Raw genomic sequence first — 17200 nt, 5'->3', positions numbered from 1 at the left:
ATTGACATCATAATGATAATAGACCTTAATTATTTTTTTTATTGAGCAAAAACACGGTCAGATCACTTCATATTTTCCTTTCAAAAATTCCTTCATCGAAATAATCTATCCCGGATTCAGGTTATTTTTATTTTACATATCTTTGTACTTAATAAAATTTATACAACTTCTAAATGGACTCGGACATAGTCAGGCTTTTGCTGGCCTTATTTCTTGTTTTACTAAATGGCTTCTTCGTAGCCGCAGAATTTTCAATTGTTAAAGTTCGTTATTCGCAAATTCAGTTAAAAGCTGCAGAAGGAAATTCTATGGCTAAGCAGGCAGAACATATCATCAAGCATCTTGATGAATATCTTTCCGCTACACAATTAGGAATTACATTGGCATCCCTTGCCTTGGGTTGGGTAGGAGAAAGTGCCCTGCATCATATTGTTGAAAATATTTTCCATTCCCTTAATATGGAAATGAGCCAGGCTTCCATTACTTCGGTATCACTGGTGATCAGTTTCGTATTAATTACCATCATGCACATTGTGTTTGGTGAGCTTATTCCAAAATCAATTGCGATCAGAAAATCTGAAGCAACTACCATGGCAACAGCAGTTCCATTGAGAGTTTTCTACCTGATCTTTAAACCGTTTATCTGGTTGATGAACTCGATGTCAAATGGTTTCCTGAGGTTAATCAAAATCCATCCGGCTTCCGAACAGGAGATCCACTCTACCGAAGAGCTCCAGCTTTTGGTAAAGCAAAGTGCGGATAGCGGTGAGATTGAAGAGGAAAACTATGAGATCATCAAAAATGCATTTGATTTTACAGACCATTCTGCCAAGCAGATCATGGTGCCGAGACAGAATATCACTTCCATAGACTTTGAAGAAGATATCAATGAGATTATCAACAAGATTATGGACAGCGGATATTCCCGTATTCCTGTATATATTGATTCAATTGACAATGTGATCGGGATTTTCTATACCAAGGAGATTATAAGGGAATATGTAAAAAGAAAAGGAGACCTTGATCATGAAGACCTTAAAGATCTCATGAGGGATGCCTTCTTTGTGGTAGAAAGCAAAAAAGTTTCAGATTTGCTGAAGACCTTTCAGCTTAAAAAACAGCATATTGCCATTGTGATTGATGAATTCGGAGGAACAGAGGGGATTATTACCCTGGAGGATATTCTAGAAGAGCTGGTAGGGGAAATTCAGGACGAAGAAGATGATGAGGAAAAAATCGTTGATAAAATAGCTGAAAATACCTATTGGGTACAGGCTACCCAGCCTTTGGACGAAATCAATGAGTTTTTACCTAAAAAACTGCCGCTTTCTGAAGAAAGTGAATATAATTCATTAGCAGGATTCATTCTTTATGAACTGGAAGAGATTCCTGAAGAAAATCAGGAGTTTGACCTGGCCAACTATCATTTTAAAATTCTGAAGATGAATAATAAAAGTGTTGAGCTGGTAGAGCTTGTGTATGAGGAGCCTAGCACTGTAGATAATTTGGCAGACAAGATCGGAGAAGTTTAAAACAAAACCGTAACAATGGATTTTTATAACAGTATAAAAGATTACGAAAACCCAAAACGTCAGTATGAAGAAGAAGTCCTTGTTCTGGATGATACGGATGACGTTTATAAGCTGGTACTGCACAATGACGATATTCATACCTTTGATTATGTAATTGACTGCCTGATCGAAATATGCAAACATACCCTTGAGCAGGCTGAGCAATGTACGATTCTTGTTCATTACAAGGGTAAATGTACCGTAAAAACAGGCTCAATGGATGTTTTGAAGCCTATGCATGAAAAATTAATTTCGCGCGAATTAACAAGCGAAATCGTATAAAAATAAAGTCCGGTAATAAAATTTACCGGACTTTTTTTATGAAATCCAGAGAGTAAATTTGAGTAATAACAATAAATCATAAAGACTGGCCGGTTTCCTGAAAATATTTTAATCTTTAAATGCTTTAATCTTTTAATTTCTCAACACACTTACATTGTCACATTTTATCTAAAATAGTATATTTGTACCAACTATAAAGAAACAAAAAAACAATGCTTGTAATAGGAATTGCCGGTGGTACAGGATCCGGCAAAACTACAGTTGTTGACAAGATACTTCAGCAGCTTGATATTGAGGGAATGAATATCCTCTCTCAGGATAATTATTATCACGACAACCAGGGTCTTACATTGACGGAAAGAGAGGCTTTAAATTATGACCATCCAAAATCAATAGACTTTGACTTACTGATAAAACATGTAAAAGCTTTAAAAAACAACGAGCCGATTGAACAGCCGATTTACAGCTTTGTTACTCATTCCAGAACAGGAGATCATGTCACTGTAGAACCTAAAAACGTATTGGTAGTAGAAGGAATTCTTGTTCTTACCAACAAAGAATTACTGAAAGAATTTGATCTGAAGGTATTCGTTCATGCTGATTCTGACGAAAGATTAATCAGGAGGATCAGGAGGGATACCCAGGAAAGAGGAAGAGATCTGAGTGAGGTGCTGCACCGTTATCAGACTACTTTGAAACCTATGCACCAGGAATTCATTGAGCCGTCTAAAAATGAGGCCGATCTTATTATCCCGAATATGAAGCAGAATTCCGTAGCGATAGATTTTTTAACTACTGTTATTAAAAACTCGTTGAAAAAACATTAAAAAAATGGAAGAAAACAACCTTATCAAAGACATTCAGCCGAAATCTGAAACATTCAAACTTATCCAGAAATATGTTTTGAACAAGTATACCATTACGATCTGTCTGTTTTTGGTATGGATGATTTTTTTCGATAAAACCTCATTTCTTGTTATTAACGAACTGAATGGTGAGATTCATAAATATGAAGAGCAGCTGGACTATTATAAAAAAGAGTACGAGAAAAATGATGCTTTTTATAAAAAACTGATGAATAACAAATCAGAGAAAGAAAAATACGCAAGAGAAAATTATTTTATGAAAAAACCGAATGAAGAAATCTTCATTTTGGTGGTAGACAGTACAAAAGTCGCTAAGAAATAATAAAGTTGAATAGAATTTCAATGTGAAATATATTTAATTTCAAAATTCACTTGCAAGCAAATTCACTATTGACAATTCACAAATAAAAAACTAATGTCAAATACAGATATACTTTCAAACTGGGAAAATTTAGTCAGAAAACAGCTTAAAACAGAGGATATTTACCCTGTTTTAGAGAAACAGAATCTGGAAGGAATAGAGGTGAAGCCTTTTTATACAGAAGTGCAGAAGCCTTTGGTAAACCTGCCCAGAGTTGAAGAAAGTACCCATCTGGTAGCAAGATATCACGAAAGTCTGGAAGAGGAAGTATTTGCATTTATGCTGGATCAGAATGTAGAAAATCTGGATCAGAAGACTCTTTTTGTGAATAATAAAGATCTTGCAGGGCACATCAGTCCTAAAGAAGAGGATCAGTATTTTTCGCTGATCGATGTTTTTAATGAAAAAGAAGGGAATATTGATGATCAGCTGGCAAAAGAATTACTGGCAAAAGGTTTTAAAAGAAACATCTGTGTAGATATTTCACTCCACCAGAATGCCGGAGCGGCGATTTATCAGCAGCTTGGTATTGCCCTTGCTAAAACCAAAGAATTAATAGAGGCATACGGTGCTGAAATTGTAAACAAACTCATCTTCAGAATAGCGGTAGGAGGAAATTATTTCTTTGAAATGGCAAAGCTGAGAGCTTTTAAAATAGTCTTTAACCAGCTTTCCAAAGAATACGGACTGGATGAAGTTCCTTACATCTTTGCAGAGACTTCATTGCGAAATAAAGCCGTTTCTGATAATGAAAACAATCTGATCCGTTCCACACTGGAACTTGCTTCAGCCATGATTGGAGGAGCAGACGCTGTTTTCTCCAACAATTACCTTGTGGACAGAAGTACGGATAATTCAGAAGAAATTTCCTTCAAGCAACAGATTGTTCTGGCCTACGAAAGTATCATCAATGTATTTGAAGATGCTTCCAACGGAAGTTATTATGTTGAAGATATTACCCGTCAGTTTGCTGAAAAAGCATGGGCTTTATTCGTTGAAATGGAAGAAGCGGGGGGATATCTTGAGTTATTAAGACAAGGAGTTGTTCAGAAAAAGATTTATGATCATGCTGTGGAAGAGCAGCAATGGATCGAAGAAGGAAAAATAAAGCTGATAGGAGTGAATTTATACCCTAAATTAGACATTAAAAAGTCTGTTGCTGATCTTTACAACGAAAAAGAAATAAAAGCGGTTCGCTGGGCTGAAATGTTTGAGTAATGAAAGAAAAACTGATCGATTTATTTGAATACACCTATCATTTCAATGCTGAAATGATTAAAGTTATTGCTGAGAATAGAGAACTTGTAGATGATAAAACGATCAGTCTGATTAATCATACCCTTAATGCACAACAGATCTGGAATGCCAGAATACTTGGAGAATCCACCTTTGAAGTCTGGCAGATCAATCCTTTTGAGTCTCTGCAGGAGATTAATCATAAGAATTTTCTTAAAAGTATTGACATTATCAGTACCCTTGATTTGGATAAAAGAATAGAATACCAGAACTCAAGAGGGACAAAATTTGAAAACAGTATTTTTGAAATGCTTTTTCATGCAGTCAACCATTCTACCTATCACAGAGGGCAAATCAATTCTTTGCTTAAGCAGAACGGTTTGACCCCGATATTGACGGATTACATTTTCTATAAGAGATAATTTGATTAATAATCATTTTTCGAACAAGATTTTGTGTAGATTTATGAAACACAAAATGCAAATGTTATGAAAGAAAATGAGATAAGTTTTTATATCAGAAAATCTATATTTTCTGTTTATAATGAACTTGGGCCGGGGCTTCTGGAAAAAGTCTATGAGAAGGTTTTGGCTTACGAACTTGAAAATAATGGTTTAAAAGTTAAGACTCAGGTTCCGATGAAGATTAAATTCAGAGATACTATTATTGATTCTGGTTTTGTTGCCGATATAATTGTTGAAGATAAAATTATTATAGAAGTGAAAGCCGTAACGGAAATAGCAAATATTCATCATCAGCAGTTGTTAACCTATCTAAAGTTAACAGGATTGAAATTAGGAATTTTGGTGAACTTTAATACTGATTTTATTAGTAAAAGTATTTTTCGGAAAGTAAGAGGAAATTTAGACTAACATCATTCTAATGACCACGAATGACACTGATTTTCGCAGATGATTGCGTATATTTTTTATGATTATATCTGTATTGGAATAAGAATATGACATAAACATCAGTGAACATTCTTGTTCTGTGAAAAATAGACTGAATAATTAAATAGAAGATAATAAATAAAACATAAACATCTGTGAAAATCGGTGTCATCTGTGGTTAAGTTAATAAACAAAGAAATCCAAAACTACATCAATGCAAATCTGAATACAGATTTACACACATTACTGCTTAAAAAATCCCCGTTTCCGGAGGTATCCATGCATGAAATTGTTCAGCAGATCAAAGGAAAACAGGTTGCCGAAAGAAAATTTCCTTTTCTGTTGAAAGAAGGGATCATTTTTCCACCGCAGCTTAACCTAGAGCAGTCATCATCAGAAAAAACAGCCCTTTACAAATCGGAAACTTTAAAAGGAAATAAATTCATTGATCTGACAAGCGGTTTTGGCATTGATGCATACTACCTGTCTCAAAACTTTGACGATATTACTTTAGTAGAGCAGAATACAGAACTTCTGGACATTGTTGAGCATAATTGGAAGGTCCTGGGCCGTCAGGCAAAATTTATCAACAGCAAACTTGAAGATTTCCTAAACGAAAATCAGGAACATTTTGATATTATTTATCTTGATCCGGCGAGAAGAGACCAGAATAAAAACAAAGTTTTCCTTTTGGAAGATCTTTCTCCGGATATTCTTGAAATTCAAGAAAAATTACAGTCTGTTTCCAATCTGGTAGTCGTTAAACTTTCCCCGCTCATTGATCTTAAATACCTTGTTTCAGTGCTGCCGGGTATTGTAAAGATTGATATTATTGCCCTGAAAAACGATGTAAAAGAAGTAGTGGTGTTTCTTTCCAACAAAAATACGGGCAAGATTCTCTGCAATTGCGTAAATCTTGAAAGCAATGAAGCTGCCTTTAATTACACATTTGGGGAAGAAGAAACTGCACAGGCTGAATACTCTGAACCTGAAAAATACATTTATATCCCCAATAATGCTGTTTTGAAAGCAGGAGTTTTTAATTTGATTTCCCAGAAATTCGGATTAAAAAAGCTTCACCCGAATAGCCATCTCTATACTTCCGGTGAAAAAATAGAAAACTTCCCGGGGAGAATTTTTGAAATGGTAATGATTGATTCTAAAAGTATTAAGAAAAAAGATCAGTTTAATATTATTTCAAAAAATTACCCTTTAAAACCTGAAGAAATCAAAAAGAAATATGGCTTAAAAGATGGAGGAGACCGGTATCTTATTTTTACACAATCCAAAAAAGGAAAAATTATATTAAAATCAGTATAAAAATGTTGCCGAAAAAAGCAGGATTTCTTACTTTTGGGCAATCAAAAATTTAAGCATGAGATCGCTTGCTGTTTGGAAGATTATACAGACTGAAAATAGTGCGGTTTCATATTACCTTTAAAAAATAATTTTACATATGAAAAAATTAGTGATATGTTTGGCGATTGCAACGGTGGCGGTAAGCTGTAAAAAAGTTCCGCAAGGAGGAAACAGAGGTGCTTTGAAACTTGAAGAAGGAGTAGAAAGATATTCTGATGATCCTCAGGGAGGAGCTCACGGGCATGAAGCTGCTGCAGAGCACAAAGAAGAAACTACTCCTGCACAACCGGAAGCTGCTGCTCCGAAAACAGACAGTACTGCGGCTGCAAAACCTGCTGAAGCTGAGAAAGCTCCAAAAGCTGAACACTAATTACAAGTACAAAATATATAATTGCCCTGTTTCTGCAGGGCATTTTTTATTAAAAAGAGTGCTATACGGCTCATTAACATGAGGTTGGGAAAATCCTGCCTTTTTGTTTGCCCCTGCCGGCCATTTTTTTTAATTTTAACAAAATAAATTTTTACAATGCAAGAGACATTAAATTACATTAACGAAAACAAGCAGCGTTTCGTGGATGAATTATTTGAGTTATTGAGAATTCCTTCTATTTCTGCAGATCCCGCGTATAAAGATGACGTTTTGAAATGTGCAGATGTAGTGGCAGCGCACCTTAAAAATGCAGGGGCTGATCATGTTGAAGTTTGCCAGACCAAAGGATATCCAATTGTTTTCGGAGAGAAAATTTTAGATAAAAATTTACCAACAGTATTGGTGTACGGGCATTATGATGTTCAGCCGGCAGATCCGTTGGAATTATGGACTAAGCCGCCTTTTGAGCCTTATATTGAGAAAACGGAATTACACCCTGAAGGAGCAATTTTTGCCAGAGGTGCCGCAGACGACAAAGGGCAGTTCTTCATGCACCTGAAAGCTTTCGAAGCTATGATGAAAACCAATGCTCTTCCTTGCAACGTTAAATTTATCCTAGAAGGAGAGGAAGAAGTAGGATCCGTAAGCTTAGGCGACTGGGTAAATGAAAATAAAGAGAAATTAGCCTGCGATTGTATCCTGATTTCCGATACACATATTTACAGTAACGAACAACCGACTGTTACAACAGGTTTAAGAGGGTTGAGTTATGTGGAAGTAGAAGTGGAAGGTCCAAACAGAGATTTACACTCAGGGCTTTACGGAGGAGCAGTTCCAAACCCGATCCACGTTCTTTCAAGAATGATTGCTAATCTAATTGATGAAAACGGTCATATCACCATTGACGGATTCTACGACAATGTAGAAACGGTTTCAGATGCAGAGAGAGCTGAAATGAATAAACTGAAGGACAATCCGGAAGAATTCAAAAAATCAATCGGATTAAGCAATATCGAAGGGGAAAAAGGATATACAACTTTAGAAAGAACATCTATCCGTCCTACTTTAGACTGCAACGGAATCTGGGGAGGTTATACAGGAGAAGGTGCAAAAACAGTAATTCCTTCAAAAGCTTTTGCTAAAATTTCAATGCGTTTGGTTCCTTACCAGACTCCGCAGGAGATCACGGAAAAATTCACGAAATATTTTGAAAAAATCGCTCCGGATACAGTAAAAGTTAAAGTTACTCCTCACCACGGAGGAATGCCATATGTTTTACCAACGAATACCAAAGAATTTGCTGCAGCAAAACAAGCAATGGAATCAGCATTCGGAAAAGAAGTACTTCCATACAGAGGAGGGGGAAGTATTCCGATTACAGCGATGTTCGAGCAGGTTTTAGGCGCTAAGTCTGTGCTTATGGGATTCGGATTGGATTCTGACGCAATTCACTCTCCAAACGAACATTATGGGCTATTCAATTTCTATAAAGGGATTGAAAGTATTCCGTTATTTTTTGAGAATTATTCAAAATAATTAAACAAAAACAAGGTATGATAAGGTATTTCTGAGAAGAGATACCTTATTTTTTGTTTTATTTTCTATCATAAAATACATTTAGAAGCATATTTTTAAAGGGCTGAAAAAATAAATTCCCTGATAATAAAAGCGTTATTTTTTATTTGCAATAAGTTATTTCACCATTCATGGAAAGTTTATATTTTTAATACAAAACTTGAATTACTATGAAAAAATACTACTCAATTGCATTTTTAATACTATCAGTTTGCATTTGTGCACAGCAGTCCATATCCTTTGAGTCTACTGAGGGGTTCAACATTGGAGATATCAATGGACAGGCAGGATGGATCAGTACTCCCACTGGAGGTGTTCCTCAAAACGTAACCCACCAGACCATCAGCCTGGATAAGGCAAGCGATGGCAGCAGCTCCCTGAAAATTGTCAAAGAAAATACTTACGGTACCCAGAGTGTTCCTGTTATCGGAGTGTTTTATAACTTGTCGACACCTCTTTCCTACAACAATTTTTCTGTATCATTCGACATCAATATGTCACAGCTTAACGGCTCTGATTTTGGTTTTCAGGGAGTAAATGATATGGATGACCAGTTTGTTGTGAGGCTGGATTTCGAAAAAACCGGATTGGTAAAGCTCCTGAATATGGTATCCGGCATACAGAACCTGATTGCTGTACCTTCAACCTGGCTGCCTAATATCTGGTATCGGATAAAAGTAGTAGGGACCGCTACGGATGTCAGATATTACCTTAATGATCTGCTGATTTATACCGGCCCGGCAGCAAGCTCTTTACCTATAAACCAGCTTCGCTTTGTACACAATAATGCCTTGGGTTCTGCCTATATTGATAACATTAAAATCAATAACCAGGCAACTTTATCAACAAAAGATCCGGTTAAAAATGAAGTAAAATTATCTATTTATCCAAATCCTGCCACAGAAGTTATAAAGATCACAACTGTTTACAAAATAAGGCATATTGAAGTATATGACCTGTCAGGAAAAAGAATGGATGTAACTGTAAGTGGTGATCAGGTATATGTGAAAAATCTATCTTCCGGAACGTACTTATTGAATGTGGAAACAGACGGAAGAAATTTTACAGAGAAGTTCATCAAAAAATAATTCCTGATAAATCTTAGTATCAACAAAACGCTCCGATTGGGGTGTTTTTGTTATTTTAGAGAATTAAAATTTTAATCATATGCCAGAAAATAAAACAGCCTATATAACAGGAGGAACTAAAGGAATAGGTTTCGGAATTGCGAGAATTTTGCTTGAAAATGGCATCTCTGTCGCATTTTCAGGAAGAAAAAGAGAGGATGTCATGAAGGCGGAAGAAGAGCTCAGACAGTACTCACAAAACGTATTGGGAATTGTTTCTGATGTAAGAAATCTGGAAAGTGAACAGGAAGCGGTAAAATATACGATTGAAAAGTTCGGAAGACTGGATTATGTGGTTGCAAATGCAGGATTGGGGATTTTTAAGCCCGTAGATGAGCTGACTGCAGAAGAGTGGAACGATATGATAGAAACCAATCTTACGGGTGTTTTTTATACCTTAAAAGCCTCTGTGGAAGAACTTAAAAAAACAGAAGGTTATTATATTACCATTTCCAGTCTGGCAGGTGCCAATTTCTTTGAAAACGGAACAGGATATAATGCTTCAAAATTCGGGGTGGTAGGTTTCACGCAGGCCGCCATGATTGATCTAAGAAAATACAATATTAAATCTACGGTGATTATGCCGGGCTCTGTAGCAACTCATTTCAATGGAAATGTTCCTTCAGAAAAGGACAGTTGGAAGATTCAGCCTGAAGATATGGGGAATCTCGTATTGGATATTCTGAAGATGAATCCACGGGTTTTGCCAAGTAAAATAGAATTCAGGGCAACAAAACCTTTGTAGTGATAGCACTGAAGTATCTCTGTAATAAATGCTTTTGAATTATCAAATTAACCTCTAATGCATTAATCAACAATATTTTTATTCGTACGCAGTTTAGGATTTCTGATGTCTGGTCAGCTGTAATCTTCAGGAATACGGTGTCTTATCGGTAAATCTACCTAATAACTGGTATTGATTTCATTTTTAAACTGAAGTAAGTTTGAATCTGAATTAAAAATATTATATGAAAAATTTTCTATCAATTAATGCATTCCTGTTGATTCTATTTCAAACATTGAATGCCCAGACACTGGAAAGTGACAATTTTAATGCTTATACCATCGGAAATGTCGGAACGGATATCACTGCATCTGTTCCAGGACAAGGAGGGTTTTACACAGATTTTCCCGGAGGTTCAAATTCAGAAGCACAGATTGTGAATATAGATGCTTCCCACGGAAAATCTCTACAGCTTACCGGAAGTGCGGGTGCATCAGCAACAAAATATATGTGGAAGAACGGGCTGGGAACAGCCTGGGCGGCAAGAACCTCCGGAAATGATATTCTTAAACTGAGCTTTAGTCTTTACACAGGAAGTCCCACAGGAGGTGTGGGAAGAGGAACCGTTTTAATATATGACGGGACAACTCATAAAACACTGCTTGGCGCAGGATACGAGTATGATACACAGAGACTTGTAGGAATTGCATATTACACTAAAATAGCAAATGGAGTAACAGGGAACTATCTTTTTTATCTGGAGCCACCTGCCTATTCCTACCCACCTAATACCTGGATTACCCTGAACTGTACATTTAATAAAACTACAGGAGCAGTTACGTGGACAACGCCTGGAGGGGTTACTTATGGGCCTGCATCCACGCATGTTCCGGCAGCAGCGGGTGTAGATCCTTTTGAGCTGGATTTTGTATCAGTAGCTGGTGCAGGGAATACCGTAGCACATATCACTTCTTTTGATGACTATATGGTAACCGCAACAAATAATGCGACACTGGTAACCAGAGAGGCTGTGGCAGAAGATCCCAATGTTTCAGTCTATCCGAATCCTGCAACTGATTTTATTCATATACAATCTGAATCGCCTGTCACTAAAATTGAAATTGTTGATATTGCAGGAAGAAAAAAGGATATGCATTTTGATCATGATAAAATAGATATCAGAAATTTGCCCCCCGGAATTTATATCATCAGCATGGAAATTAAGGGAAGCAAATTTTCTAAAAAGTTCATTAAAAAATAATACCGATCATTATTTTAATAGCATAAAAACGCCCTGTTTCAGGGCGTTTTGTTAATTTTAATGCTCTGAATAGCAAATCAATATATATTATGCATGCATAATATATTTTTTGCTTATATTAGCAAAAATTAATTCAAACAGAATCTCTGCAAAAATCATCATGGATTGATGCATCAAAGGAAAAAATAAAATAGTACACATGAAACCGTAAGGTTACATATTACAATAAAAACAATAAGCAACATATGAAAATATTAGTTTGTATCAGTAGTGTTCCGGATACTACTTCTAAAATTAACTTTACAGCAGATAAATCTGCTTTCGACAAAAACGGAATTCAGTGGGTGATCAACCCTCTAGATGAATTTGCATTGACAAAAGCGGTTAAACTTCAGGAATCTCAGGGAGCAACAGTAACAGTAATCAACATAGGGGATGCTGCTACAGAACCTGTAATCAGAAAAGCTCTGGCTATTGGTGCCAATGATGCAGTAAGAGTAAATCTTGATCCGAAAGACAGTTATTCTACAGCAAAAGAAATTGCAGCCGTAGCTCAAAACGGAGGATATGATCTTATCCTTTGCGGAAAAGAATCTATCGATTATAACGGAGGTTCTGTTCCGGGAATGGTAGCTCAGTTATTGAACCAGCCTTTTGTAAATGCATCAGTAGGATTAGACGTAAACGGAAGCGAAGCTACTGCAGTAAGAGAAATTGAAGGCGGAAAAGAAACTATTTCAGTAAAACTACCGGCAGTTATTGCAGGTCAGAAAGGATTGGTAGATGAGAAAGATCTTATCATCCCGAATATGAGAGGAATTATGTCTGCAAGAACAAAACCATTGCAGGTAGTAGAGCCTTCTTCTTCAGAAGTAAAAGTTCAGGGTGTATCTTATGACAGTGTTCCGCCAAGAGCAGCTGTGAAAATGGTTTCTCCTGACAATCTGGATGAATTGGTAAGATTACTTCACGAAGAAGCTAAAGTAATCTAATCTTTAAATTTTCAATCTTTAATTTTTAAATGTAAAACAATGGCAGTATTCGTATACGCAGAAAATATAAACGGAGTTTACAAAAAAGCGGCTTTCGAAGCAGTTTCTTATGCTAAAGCTATCGCTGATAAGGCAGGAGATACCGTTACAGCAATCTCTGTAAACCCAACTGACTCTTCAGATTTATTATACAAATATGGAGCGTCAAACGTAATCAATATCAAAGACGAAGGTCTTAAGAACTTCTCAGCAAAAGCATTTGCACAAGCAGTAAGCGAAGTGGCAGACGGAAATATCATCGTTTTCCCTCACACTACTGATGCTTCTTCTGTTGCTCCTATGCTTGCTGTAATGAAAAATTATTCTTTAATCACTAATGCATTGGAAGCTCCTGAAAGTCTTTCTCCTTTCCAGGTAAAAAGAAGAGCATTCTCAGGAAAAGGTTTCATGCATGCTAAAGCTGAAGGAAACGGGGTAATCGTTACGGTTTCTCAAAATGCTTTCGGTGTTAAAGAAAATGCGGTATCAGGTTCAGAAGAAGTGAAAAACTTATCTGTAGCGAATGAAGATACCAAAGTGATCTCTCACGAGCAGAGCTCAGGTAAATTAGACCTTAAAGAAGCTGAAATCGTTGTTTCTGCCGGTAGAGGGATGAAAGGTCCTGAAAACTGGGGAATGATCGAAGATCTGGCAAACGTTTTAGGAGCTGTTACAGCATGTTCTAAGCCGGTTTCTGATATCGGATGGAGACCTCACACAGAGCACGTAGGACAAACAGGTAAAGCAATTTCACCAAACCTTTACATTGCAGTAGGGATTTCCGGAGCAATCCAGCACCTTGCAGGGGTTAACTCTTCAAAAACAATCGTAGTAATCAACAGTGATCCTGAAGCACCATTCTTCAAGTCTGCTGATTATGGAGTAGTAGGAGATGCTTTCCAGATTATTCCTGCATTAACAGAGAAGATTAAAGCAATTAAAGGATAAGAACGTGAATTGTGAATAGTCAATTCGCTTTGCTCGTCAATTTTTAATTAAATAATTCACTTGCGAAGCAAAATTTACTATTGACGTTTGACAATCATCAACAATACAAATAAAAGCTCGGCTTTCCGGGCTTTTATTTTTGCGTAAAAAAGTGAAAACACAACAAAAAATTAATCTATATTTGTAGCTATGGATTATAAACAGCTAATTATTCGCGGAATATCGTACAGCCAGACTCAATCAGGCGCGTACGCATTGTTACTGGAGCATGAAGAAACACACATAAAATTACCTGTTGTTATAGGAAACTTCGAAGCCCAGTCTATCTCTCTAGGATTGGAAAAAGATATTCATCCGCCGCGTCCTCTTACCCATGATTTATTCACAAAATTTATAGTTTCTGCCAATTATGAATTGGTTTCTGTCATTATTTATCAGATTGTAGACGGAGTATTTTTCTCCAATATTAACTTTAAAAATAAAGTGACTGAAGAAGAACTGATTCTTGATGCCAGAACTTCTGATGCTGTTGCAATGGCTGTAAGATTTGATGCTCCCATATTTACAACCCAACAGGTATTAAATGAAGCAGGAATCTTACTGGAGCTGGAAGATGTTTCAAAAGAAGACCAGTCGTTCTCAGAAACTGTACAGACAGAAGATAATCTAAAATCTCTTTCTATGGAGGAGCTTCAGAAACTATTGGATGAAGCCGTGAAAGAAGAAGACTATGATACTGCCCTTGAGATCCAGGAAGAAATCAAGAGGAGGAAAAAGAAAATTGACTAAAGAGATACTTTTTATATAAACTATGAATTTAAAATTACGACTGACCATCCTCAGTTTCCTCCAGTTTTTTGTTTGGGGAGCATGGCTGATTACGATGGCAAACTTTTGGTTTGGCACAAAACATTGGGACGGAACTCAGTTTGGAGCTGTCTTCGGAACAATGGGAATTGCGTCCATCTTTATGCCAACCATTACTGGAATTATTGCTGACCGCTGGGTAAATGCTGAACGTATATTTTCAGTACTGCACATTCTTTATGGGGTTATTCTTTTCATACTGCCTCATTCCGCAGATCCTAATTCTTTTTTCTCGGTAATGCTTGTGGCAATGTGTTTCTACATGCCTACCATCGCACTGGCCAATTCAATTTCTTATACAATCCTGAAAAATAACAATCTGGATGTAGTGAAAGACTTCCCGCCGATTCGTGTATGGGGAACTATTGGCTTTATTGTTGCCATGTGGATCACCAACCTTAGTGGAAACAAAGCTACAGAAGGACAGTTTTATATAGGAGGAGCAGTAGCAATATTCCTGGGAATCTATGCGCTTACATTACCAAAATGTCCGCCGCAAAAACTGATTGATAAAAATTCACCATTATCCGAACAATTAGGTTTGAATGCCTTTAAGCTTTTCGGAAACTATAAAATGGCATTGTTCTTTATGTTTTCCATGCTTTTGGGAGCAGCACTTCAGCTTACCAATGCCTATGGAGATGTTTTCTTAAGTGAATTTGCCCATTTTCCTAAGTATGCAGATTCATTCGTAGTACAGAGATCTACCATCATTATGTCAATTTCACAGGTTTCAGAAACATTGTTTATTTTGGCAATTACTTTCTTCCTGAAGAAATTTGGAATTAAAAAAGTAATGTTGATGTCAATGCTCGCATGGGTTTTAAGATTCGGATTCTTTGCCTATGGAGTTCCGGAAGGGTTCGGACTTTCGTTGATCATTCTTTCGTGTATTGTATACGGAATGGCCTTCGATTTCTTTAATATCTCCGGTTCACTTTTCGTAGAAACAACTACTGACAAAAAAATACGTTCTTCAGCTCAGGGATTATTCATGATGATGACGAACGGTTTCGGAGCTGTTTTCGGAAGTTATATTGCAGGATGGGCAATCGACAAATTCTTTACCCATAAGTTTTCAACCGCTGCAGATCTGTCTGCTTATCTTGAAACCAGCCCTGATAATCCTACTTTTCTGGAAATTTTGAAGAACAGTTTCAATGCTGCTGTTAATTCAGATGGTACACTATCTTCTGTAGTGATGGTAAAAGACTGGCATCAGATATGGCTTTCTTTTGCTATCTATGCACTAGTACTGGCAATATTCTTTGCTGTTTTGTTTAAACACAAACATAACCCGGAAGATGTTTCATCTGTAAAACATTAATTTAAACCAATATTTATAAAGATATTAAATTGCATTTTTGAAAAAAATGCAATTTTTTTTATTTTCAAGGCAACCTTTTGTAAAGCATAGCGTCTTATCAATAGAAACAAATCCATGAAGAACATCGAAGAGAATTTTTTATTGGCTAAAAAGCAAGACCGGAAAGGGCAGAAGGCTCTTTACGAGATGTTTTCTCCCAAAATGCTGGCCATTGCAAATTCTTATGTTAACAATCTTCATGATGCGGAAGATATTCTCCTGAGTGCATTTATGAAATGTTTCACGAAGATTCATGAATGCAGAGACTGGAAGAGCTTTCCGTTCTGGCTCAGAAAAATTATTGTGAATGACGCTATCACCTTCCTCCGGAAGAATAAAAATATTCTTTATGCAGACGTGGAAATTGCAGATAATTACATCGAAACAGATGCGGAAGAATATCCGAAAGAAATCAATATTGAAGAAATATTTTCCCAAATGCCGGTAGGTTACAGACTGATTTTTAATCTCTATGTCTTTGAGGAGAAAAAGCATGGTGAAATTGCTAAGATCCTCAATATTTCCGAAGGAACCAGTAAAAGCCAGCTGAGTAAAGCAAAAAAATGGCTCGCTGAATTTTTAAAAGCAAAAGAAAATGAAACAAGAACTCCTGAAACAGTTAAAATCTGATTACGAAAAGCTTGAAATAAAGCCTTCCGCAGATCTTTGGGATAAGATAGACCAAATTGACCAGAAAGAAGAAAAGAGTTCTATTTTGATCCTTAAAAAGCCATTCCAGTGGTTGAAATATGCTGCTGTTGTAGTTCTGCTGCTTTCATTAGGAGCATTACTTTATTTTAATAAAAATCATACTGCTCATCTCAATAATCCTGTAGCTCATACAGAACATGCAAAAGAAAAGGTAGAAATAGCTCTTCCCAACCCTGATATAAATACCCCTGAGGATACAGAAGTAAAAAACAGGAAAAATCAGAAAACAGTAAAAGAAAATCTGAATATTCCGGAATTTTATCAGCATGAAGAAATTTTAGAGGAAAAGACGTTACCCGGCAGTCGGGAAGAGCAGGTTATAGTAGCCAATGAGAATATTAAAGCTCCGGTATTGGAAAAAAGCATTGAAATAGTGCCTGAACCGGTGTCTATTGCAGAAAAGAAGAAGACTGAATATATAAAGGCCGATGAGCTTCTGCAGGGCAGAGAATTTCAAAAAAAGCGGGAAGAACACAGAACCGACATCAGGAAATTTGGTGCGTTGGATATCACTAAAATTAAGGTTAAAAGTCCCAGCTCTTTTAAAGTTTTAGGAATGACAGTTTATTCCGATTCACTGGAAAGTAAATAAGCAATCAATCTTTTTATCACAAAAAACTGCCCCCAGAAAAAGGGACAGAACCTCAATATTGTC

General features: G+C 36.5%; 19 protein-coding genes. All 19 read left to right on the top strand.

Going from position 1 to position 17200, the window contains the following annotated elements:
• The first annotated feature begins 173 nt into the window (after positions 1–173).
• Positions 174–1532: a hemolysin family protein gene (locus ACE3RB_RS11090; RefSeq protein ID WP_374464278.1), complete on the top strand. Its 1359-nt coding sequence runs from the start codon at positions 174–176 to the stop codon at positions 1530–1532.
• Between the two features lie 15 nt (positions 1533–1547).
• Positions 1548–1853, top strand: coding sequence for an ATP-dependent Clp protease adaptor ClpS (locus ACE3RB_RS11085; protein ID WP_374464277.1), 306 nt, complete (start codon positions 1548–1550; stop codon positions 1851–1853).
• Between the two features lie 212 nt (positions 1854–2065).
• Entirely contained in the window at positions 2066–2680 is a 615-nt protein-coding gene (gene udk, locus ACE3RB_RS11080; protein ID WP_002979122.1) for a uridine kinase, read from the top strand.
• A 4-nt stretch (positions 2681–2684) separates the two neighbouring features.
• Positions 2685–3041, top strand: a complete 357-nt coding sequence (locus tag ACE3RB_RS11075; RefSeq protein ID WP_002979124.1) for a septum formation initiator family protein — start codon at positions 2685–2687, stop codon at positions 3039–3041.
• A gap of 93 nt (positions 3042–3134) precedes the next feature.
• On the top strand, positions 3135–4298 hold the full coding sequence (locus tag ACE3RB_RS11070; RefSeq protein WP_374464276.1) for a methylmalonyl-CoA mutase family protein: 1164 nt from the start codon (positions 3135–3137) through the stop codon (positions 4296–4298).
• A complete protein-coding gene (locus ACE3RB_RS11065) occupies positions 4298–4738 on the top strand; it encodes a DinB family protein (RefSeq protein WP_374464275.1) in 441 nt (146 codons plus the stop codon). The genes ACE3RB_RS11070 and ACE3RB_RS11065 overlap by 1 nt, the downstream gene beginning before the upstream one ends.
• A 66-nt stretch (positions 4739–4804) precedes the next feature.
• Positions 4805–5188 carry a GxxExxY protein gene (locus tag ACE3RB_RS11060; protein WP_374464274.1) on the top strand — a complete coding sequence of 128 codons (384 nt, stop codon included), beginning with the start codon at positions 4805–4807 and terminating at the stop codon, positions 5186–5188.
• Positions 5189–5380: 192 nt separating this feature from the next.
• Entirely contained in the window at positions 5381–6526 is a 1146-nt protein-coding gene (locus ACE3RB_RS11055) for a class I SAM-dependent methyltransferase (protein ID WP_374464273.1), read from the top strand.
• A gap of 136 nt (positions 6527–6662) precedes the next feature.
• Complete coding sequence (locus ACE3RB_RS11050) at positions 6663–6935, top strand: hypothetical protein (protein ID WP_374464272.1); 273 nt, start codon at positions 6663–6665, stop codon at positions 6933–6935.
• 156 nt (positions 6936–7091) lie between these two features.
• Positions 7092–8471 (top strand): dipeptidase, encoded by a 1380-nt coding sequence (locus ACE3RB_RS11045; RefSeq protein ID WP_278353239.1) that lies wholly within the window; start codon positions 7092–7094, stop codon positions 8469–8471.
• A 209-nt stretch (positions 8472–8680) separates the two neighbouring features.
• Positions 8681–9598, top strand: coding sequence for a T9SS type A sorting domain-containing protein (locus ACE3RB_RS11040; protein ID WP_374464271.1), 918 nt, complete (start codon positions 8681–8683; stop codon positions 9596–9598).
• Between the two features lie 79 nt (positions 9599–9677).
• Positions 9678–10382 carry an SDR family oxidoreductase gene (locus ACE3RB_RS11035; RefSeq protein ID WP_374464270.1) on the top strand — a complete coding sequence of 235 codons (705 nt, stop codon included), beginning with the start codon at positions 9678–9680 and terminating at the stop codon, positions 10380–10382.
• Between the two features lie 223 nt (positions 10383–10605).
• The gene (locus tag ACE3RB_RS11030; protein WP_374464269.1) at positions 10606–11622 is read left to right on the top strand and encodes a T9SS type A sorting domain-containing protein; all 1017 of its coding nucleotides are present in this window, start codon (positions 10606–10608) and stop codon (positions 11620–11622) included.
• A 245-nt stretch (positions 11623–11867) separates the two neighbouring features.
• Positions 11868–12614, top strand: coding sequence for an electron transfer flavoprotein beta subunit/FixA family protein (locus ACE3RB_RS11025; protein WP_374464268.1), 747 nt, complete (start codon positions 11868–11870; stop codon positions 12612–12614).
• 39 nt (positions 12615–12653) lie between these two features.
• On the top strand, positions 12654–13601 hold the full coding sequence (locus tag ACE3RB_RS11020) for an electron transfer flavoprotein subunit alpha/FixB family protein (RefSeq protein WP_374464267.1): 948 nt from the start codon (positions 12654–12656) through the stop codon (positions 13599–13601).
• A 189-nt stretch (positions 13602–13790) separates the two neighbouring features.
• On the top strand, positions 13791–14390 hold the full coding sequence (locus tag ACE3RB_RS11015; RefSeq protein WP_332386621.1) for a bifunctional nuclease family protein: 600 nt from the start codon (positions 13791–13793) through the stop codon (positions 14388–14390).
• 22 nt (positions 14391–14412) lie between these two features.
• Complete coding sequence (locus ACE3RB_RS11010; protein WP_374464266.1) at positions 14413–15795, top strand: nucleoside permease; 1383 nt, start codon at positions 14413–14415, stop codon at positions 15793–15795.
• 114 nt (positions 15796–15909) lie between these two features.
• Entirely contained in the window at positions 15910–16464 is a 555-nt protein-coding gene (locus ACE3RB_RS11005) for an RNA polymerase sigma factor (RefSeq protein WP_374464265.1), read from the top strand.
• On the top strand, positions 16430–17137 hold the full coding sequence (locus ACE3RB_RS11000) for a hypothetical protein (RefSeq protein WP_374464264.1): 708 nt from the start codon (positions 16430–16432) through the stop codon (positions 17135–17137). The genes ACE3RB_RS11005 and ACE3RB_RS11000 overlap by 35 nt, the downstream gene beginning before the upstream one ends.
• Positions 17138–17200: the final 63 nt, after the last annotated feature.

Origin of the sequence: Chryseobacterium sp., assembly GCF_041914225.1 — a bacterium.
Lineage (GTDB): Bacteria > Bacteroidota > Bacteroidia > Flavobacteriales > Weeksellaceae > Chryseobacterium.
This window is presented reverse-complemented; position numbering and strand designations above follow the sequence as displayed.

Coding starts and splice junctions, on each gene's coding strand:
- ACE3RB_RS11090 (WP_374464278.1), top strand. CDS start 174: ATGGACTCGGACATAGTCAGGCTTTTGCTGGCCTTATTTCTTGTTTTA.
- ACE3RB_RS11085 (WP_374464277.1), top strand. CDS start 1,548: ATGGATTTTTATAACAGTATAAAAGATTACGAAAACCCAAAACGTCAG.
- udk (WP_002979122.1), top strand. CDS start 2,066: ATGCTTGTAATAGGAATTGCCGGTGGTACAGGATCCGGCAAAACTACA.
- ACE3RB_RS11075 (WP_002979124.1), top strand. CDS start 2,685: ATGGAAGAAAACAACCTTATCAAAGACATTCAGCCGAAATCTGAAACA.
- ACE3RB_RS11070 (WP_374464276.1), top strand. CDS start 3,135: ATGTCAAATACAGATATACTTTCAAACTGGGAAAATTTAGTCAGAAAA.
- ACE3RB_RS11065 (WP_374464275.1), top strand. CDS start 4,298: ATGAAAGAAAAACTGATCGATTTATTTGAATACACCTATCATTTCAAT.
- ACE3RB_RS11060 (WP_374464274.1), top strand. CDS start 4,805: ATGAAAGAAAATGAGATAAGTTTTTATATCAGAAAATCTATATTTTCT.
- ACE3RB_RS11050 (WP_374464272.1), top strand. CDS start 6,663: ATGAAAAAATTAGTGATATGTTTGGCGATTGCAACGGTGGCGGTAAGC.
- ACE3RB_RS11045 (WP_278353239.1), top strand. CDS start 7,092: ATGCAAGAGACATTAAATTACATTAACGAAAACAAGCAGCGTTTCGTG.
- ACE3RB_RS11040 (WP_374464271.1), top strand. CDS start 8,681: ATGAAAAAATACTACTCAATTGCATTTTTAATACTATCAGTTTGCATT.
- ACE3RB_RS11035 (WP_374464270.1), top strand. CDS start 9,678: ATGCCAGAAAATAAAACAGCCTATATAACAGGAGGAACTAAAGGAATA.
- ACE3RB_RS11030 (WP_374464269.1), top strand. CDS start 10,606: ATGAAAAATTTTCTATCAATTAATGCATTCCTGTTGATTCTATTTCAA.
- ACE3RB_RS11025 (WP_374464268.1), top strand. CDS start 11,868: ATGAAAATATTAGTTTGTATCAGTAGTGTTCCGGATACTACTTCTAAA.
- ACE3RB_RS11020 (WP_374464267.1), top strand. CDS start 12,654: ATGGCAGTATTCGTATACGCAGAAAATATAAACGGAGTTTACAAAAAA.
- ACE3RB_RS11015 (WP_332386621.1), top strand. CDS start 13,791: ATGGATTATAAACAGCTAATTATTCGCGGAATATCGTACAGCCAGACT.
- ACE3RB_RS11010 (WP_374464266.1), top strand. CDS start 14,413: ATGAATTTAAAATTACGACTGACCATCCTCAGTTTCCTCCAGTTTTTT.
- ACE3RB_RS11005 (WP_374464265.1), top strand. CDS start 15,910: ATGAAGAACATCGAAGAGAATTTTTTATTGGCTAAAAAGCAAGACCGG.
- ACE3RB_RS11000 (WP_374464264.1), top strand. CDS start 16,430: ATGAAACAAGAACTCCTGAAACAGTTAAAATCTGATTACGAAAAGCTT.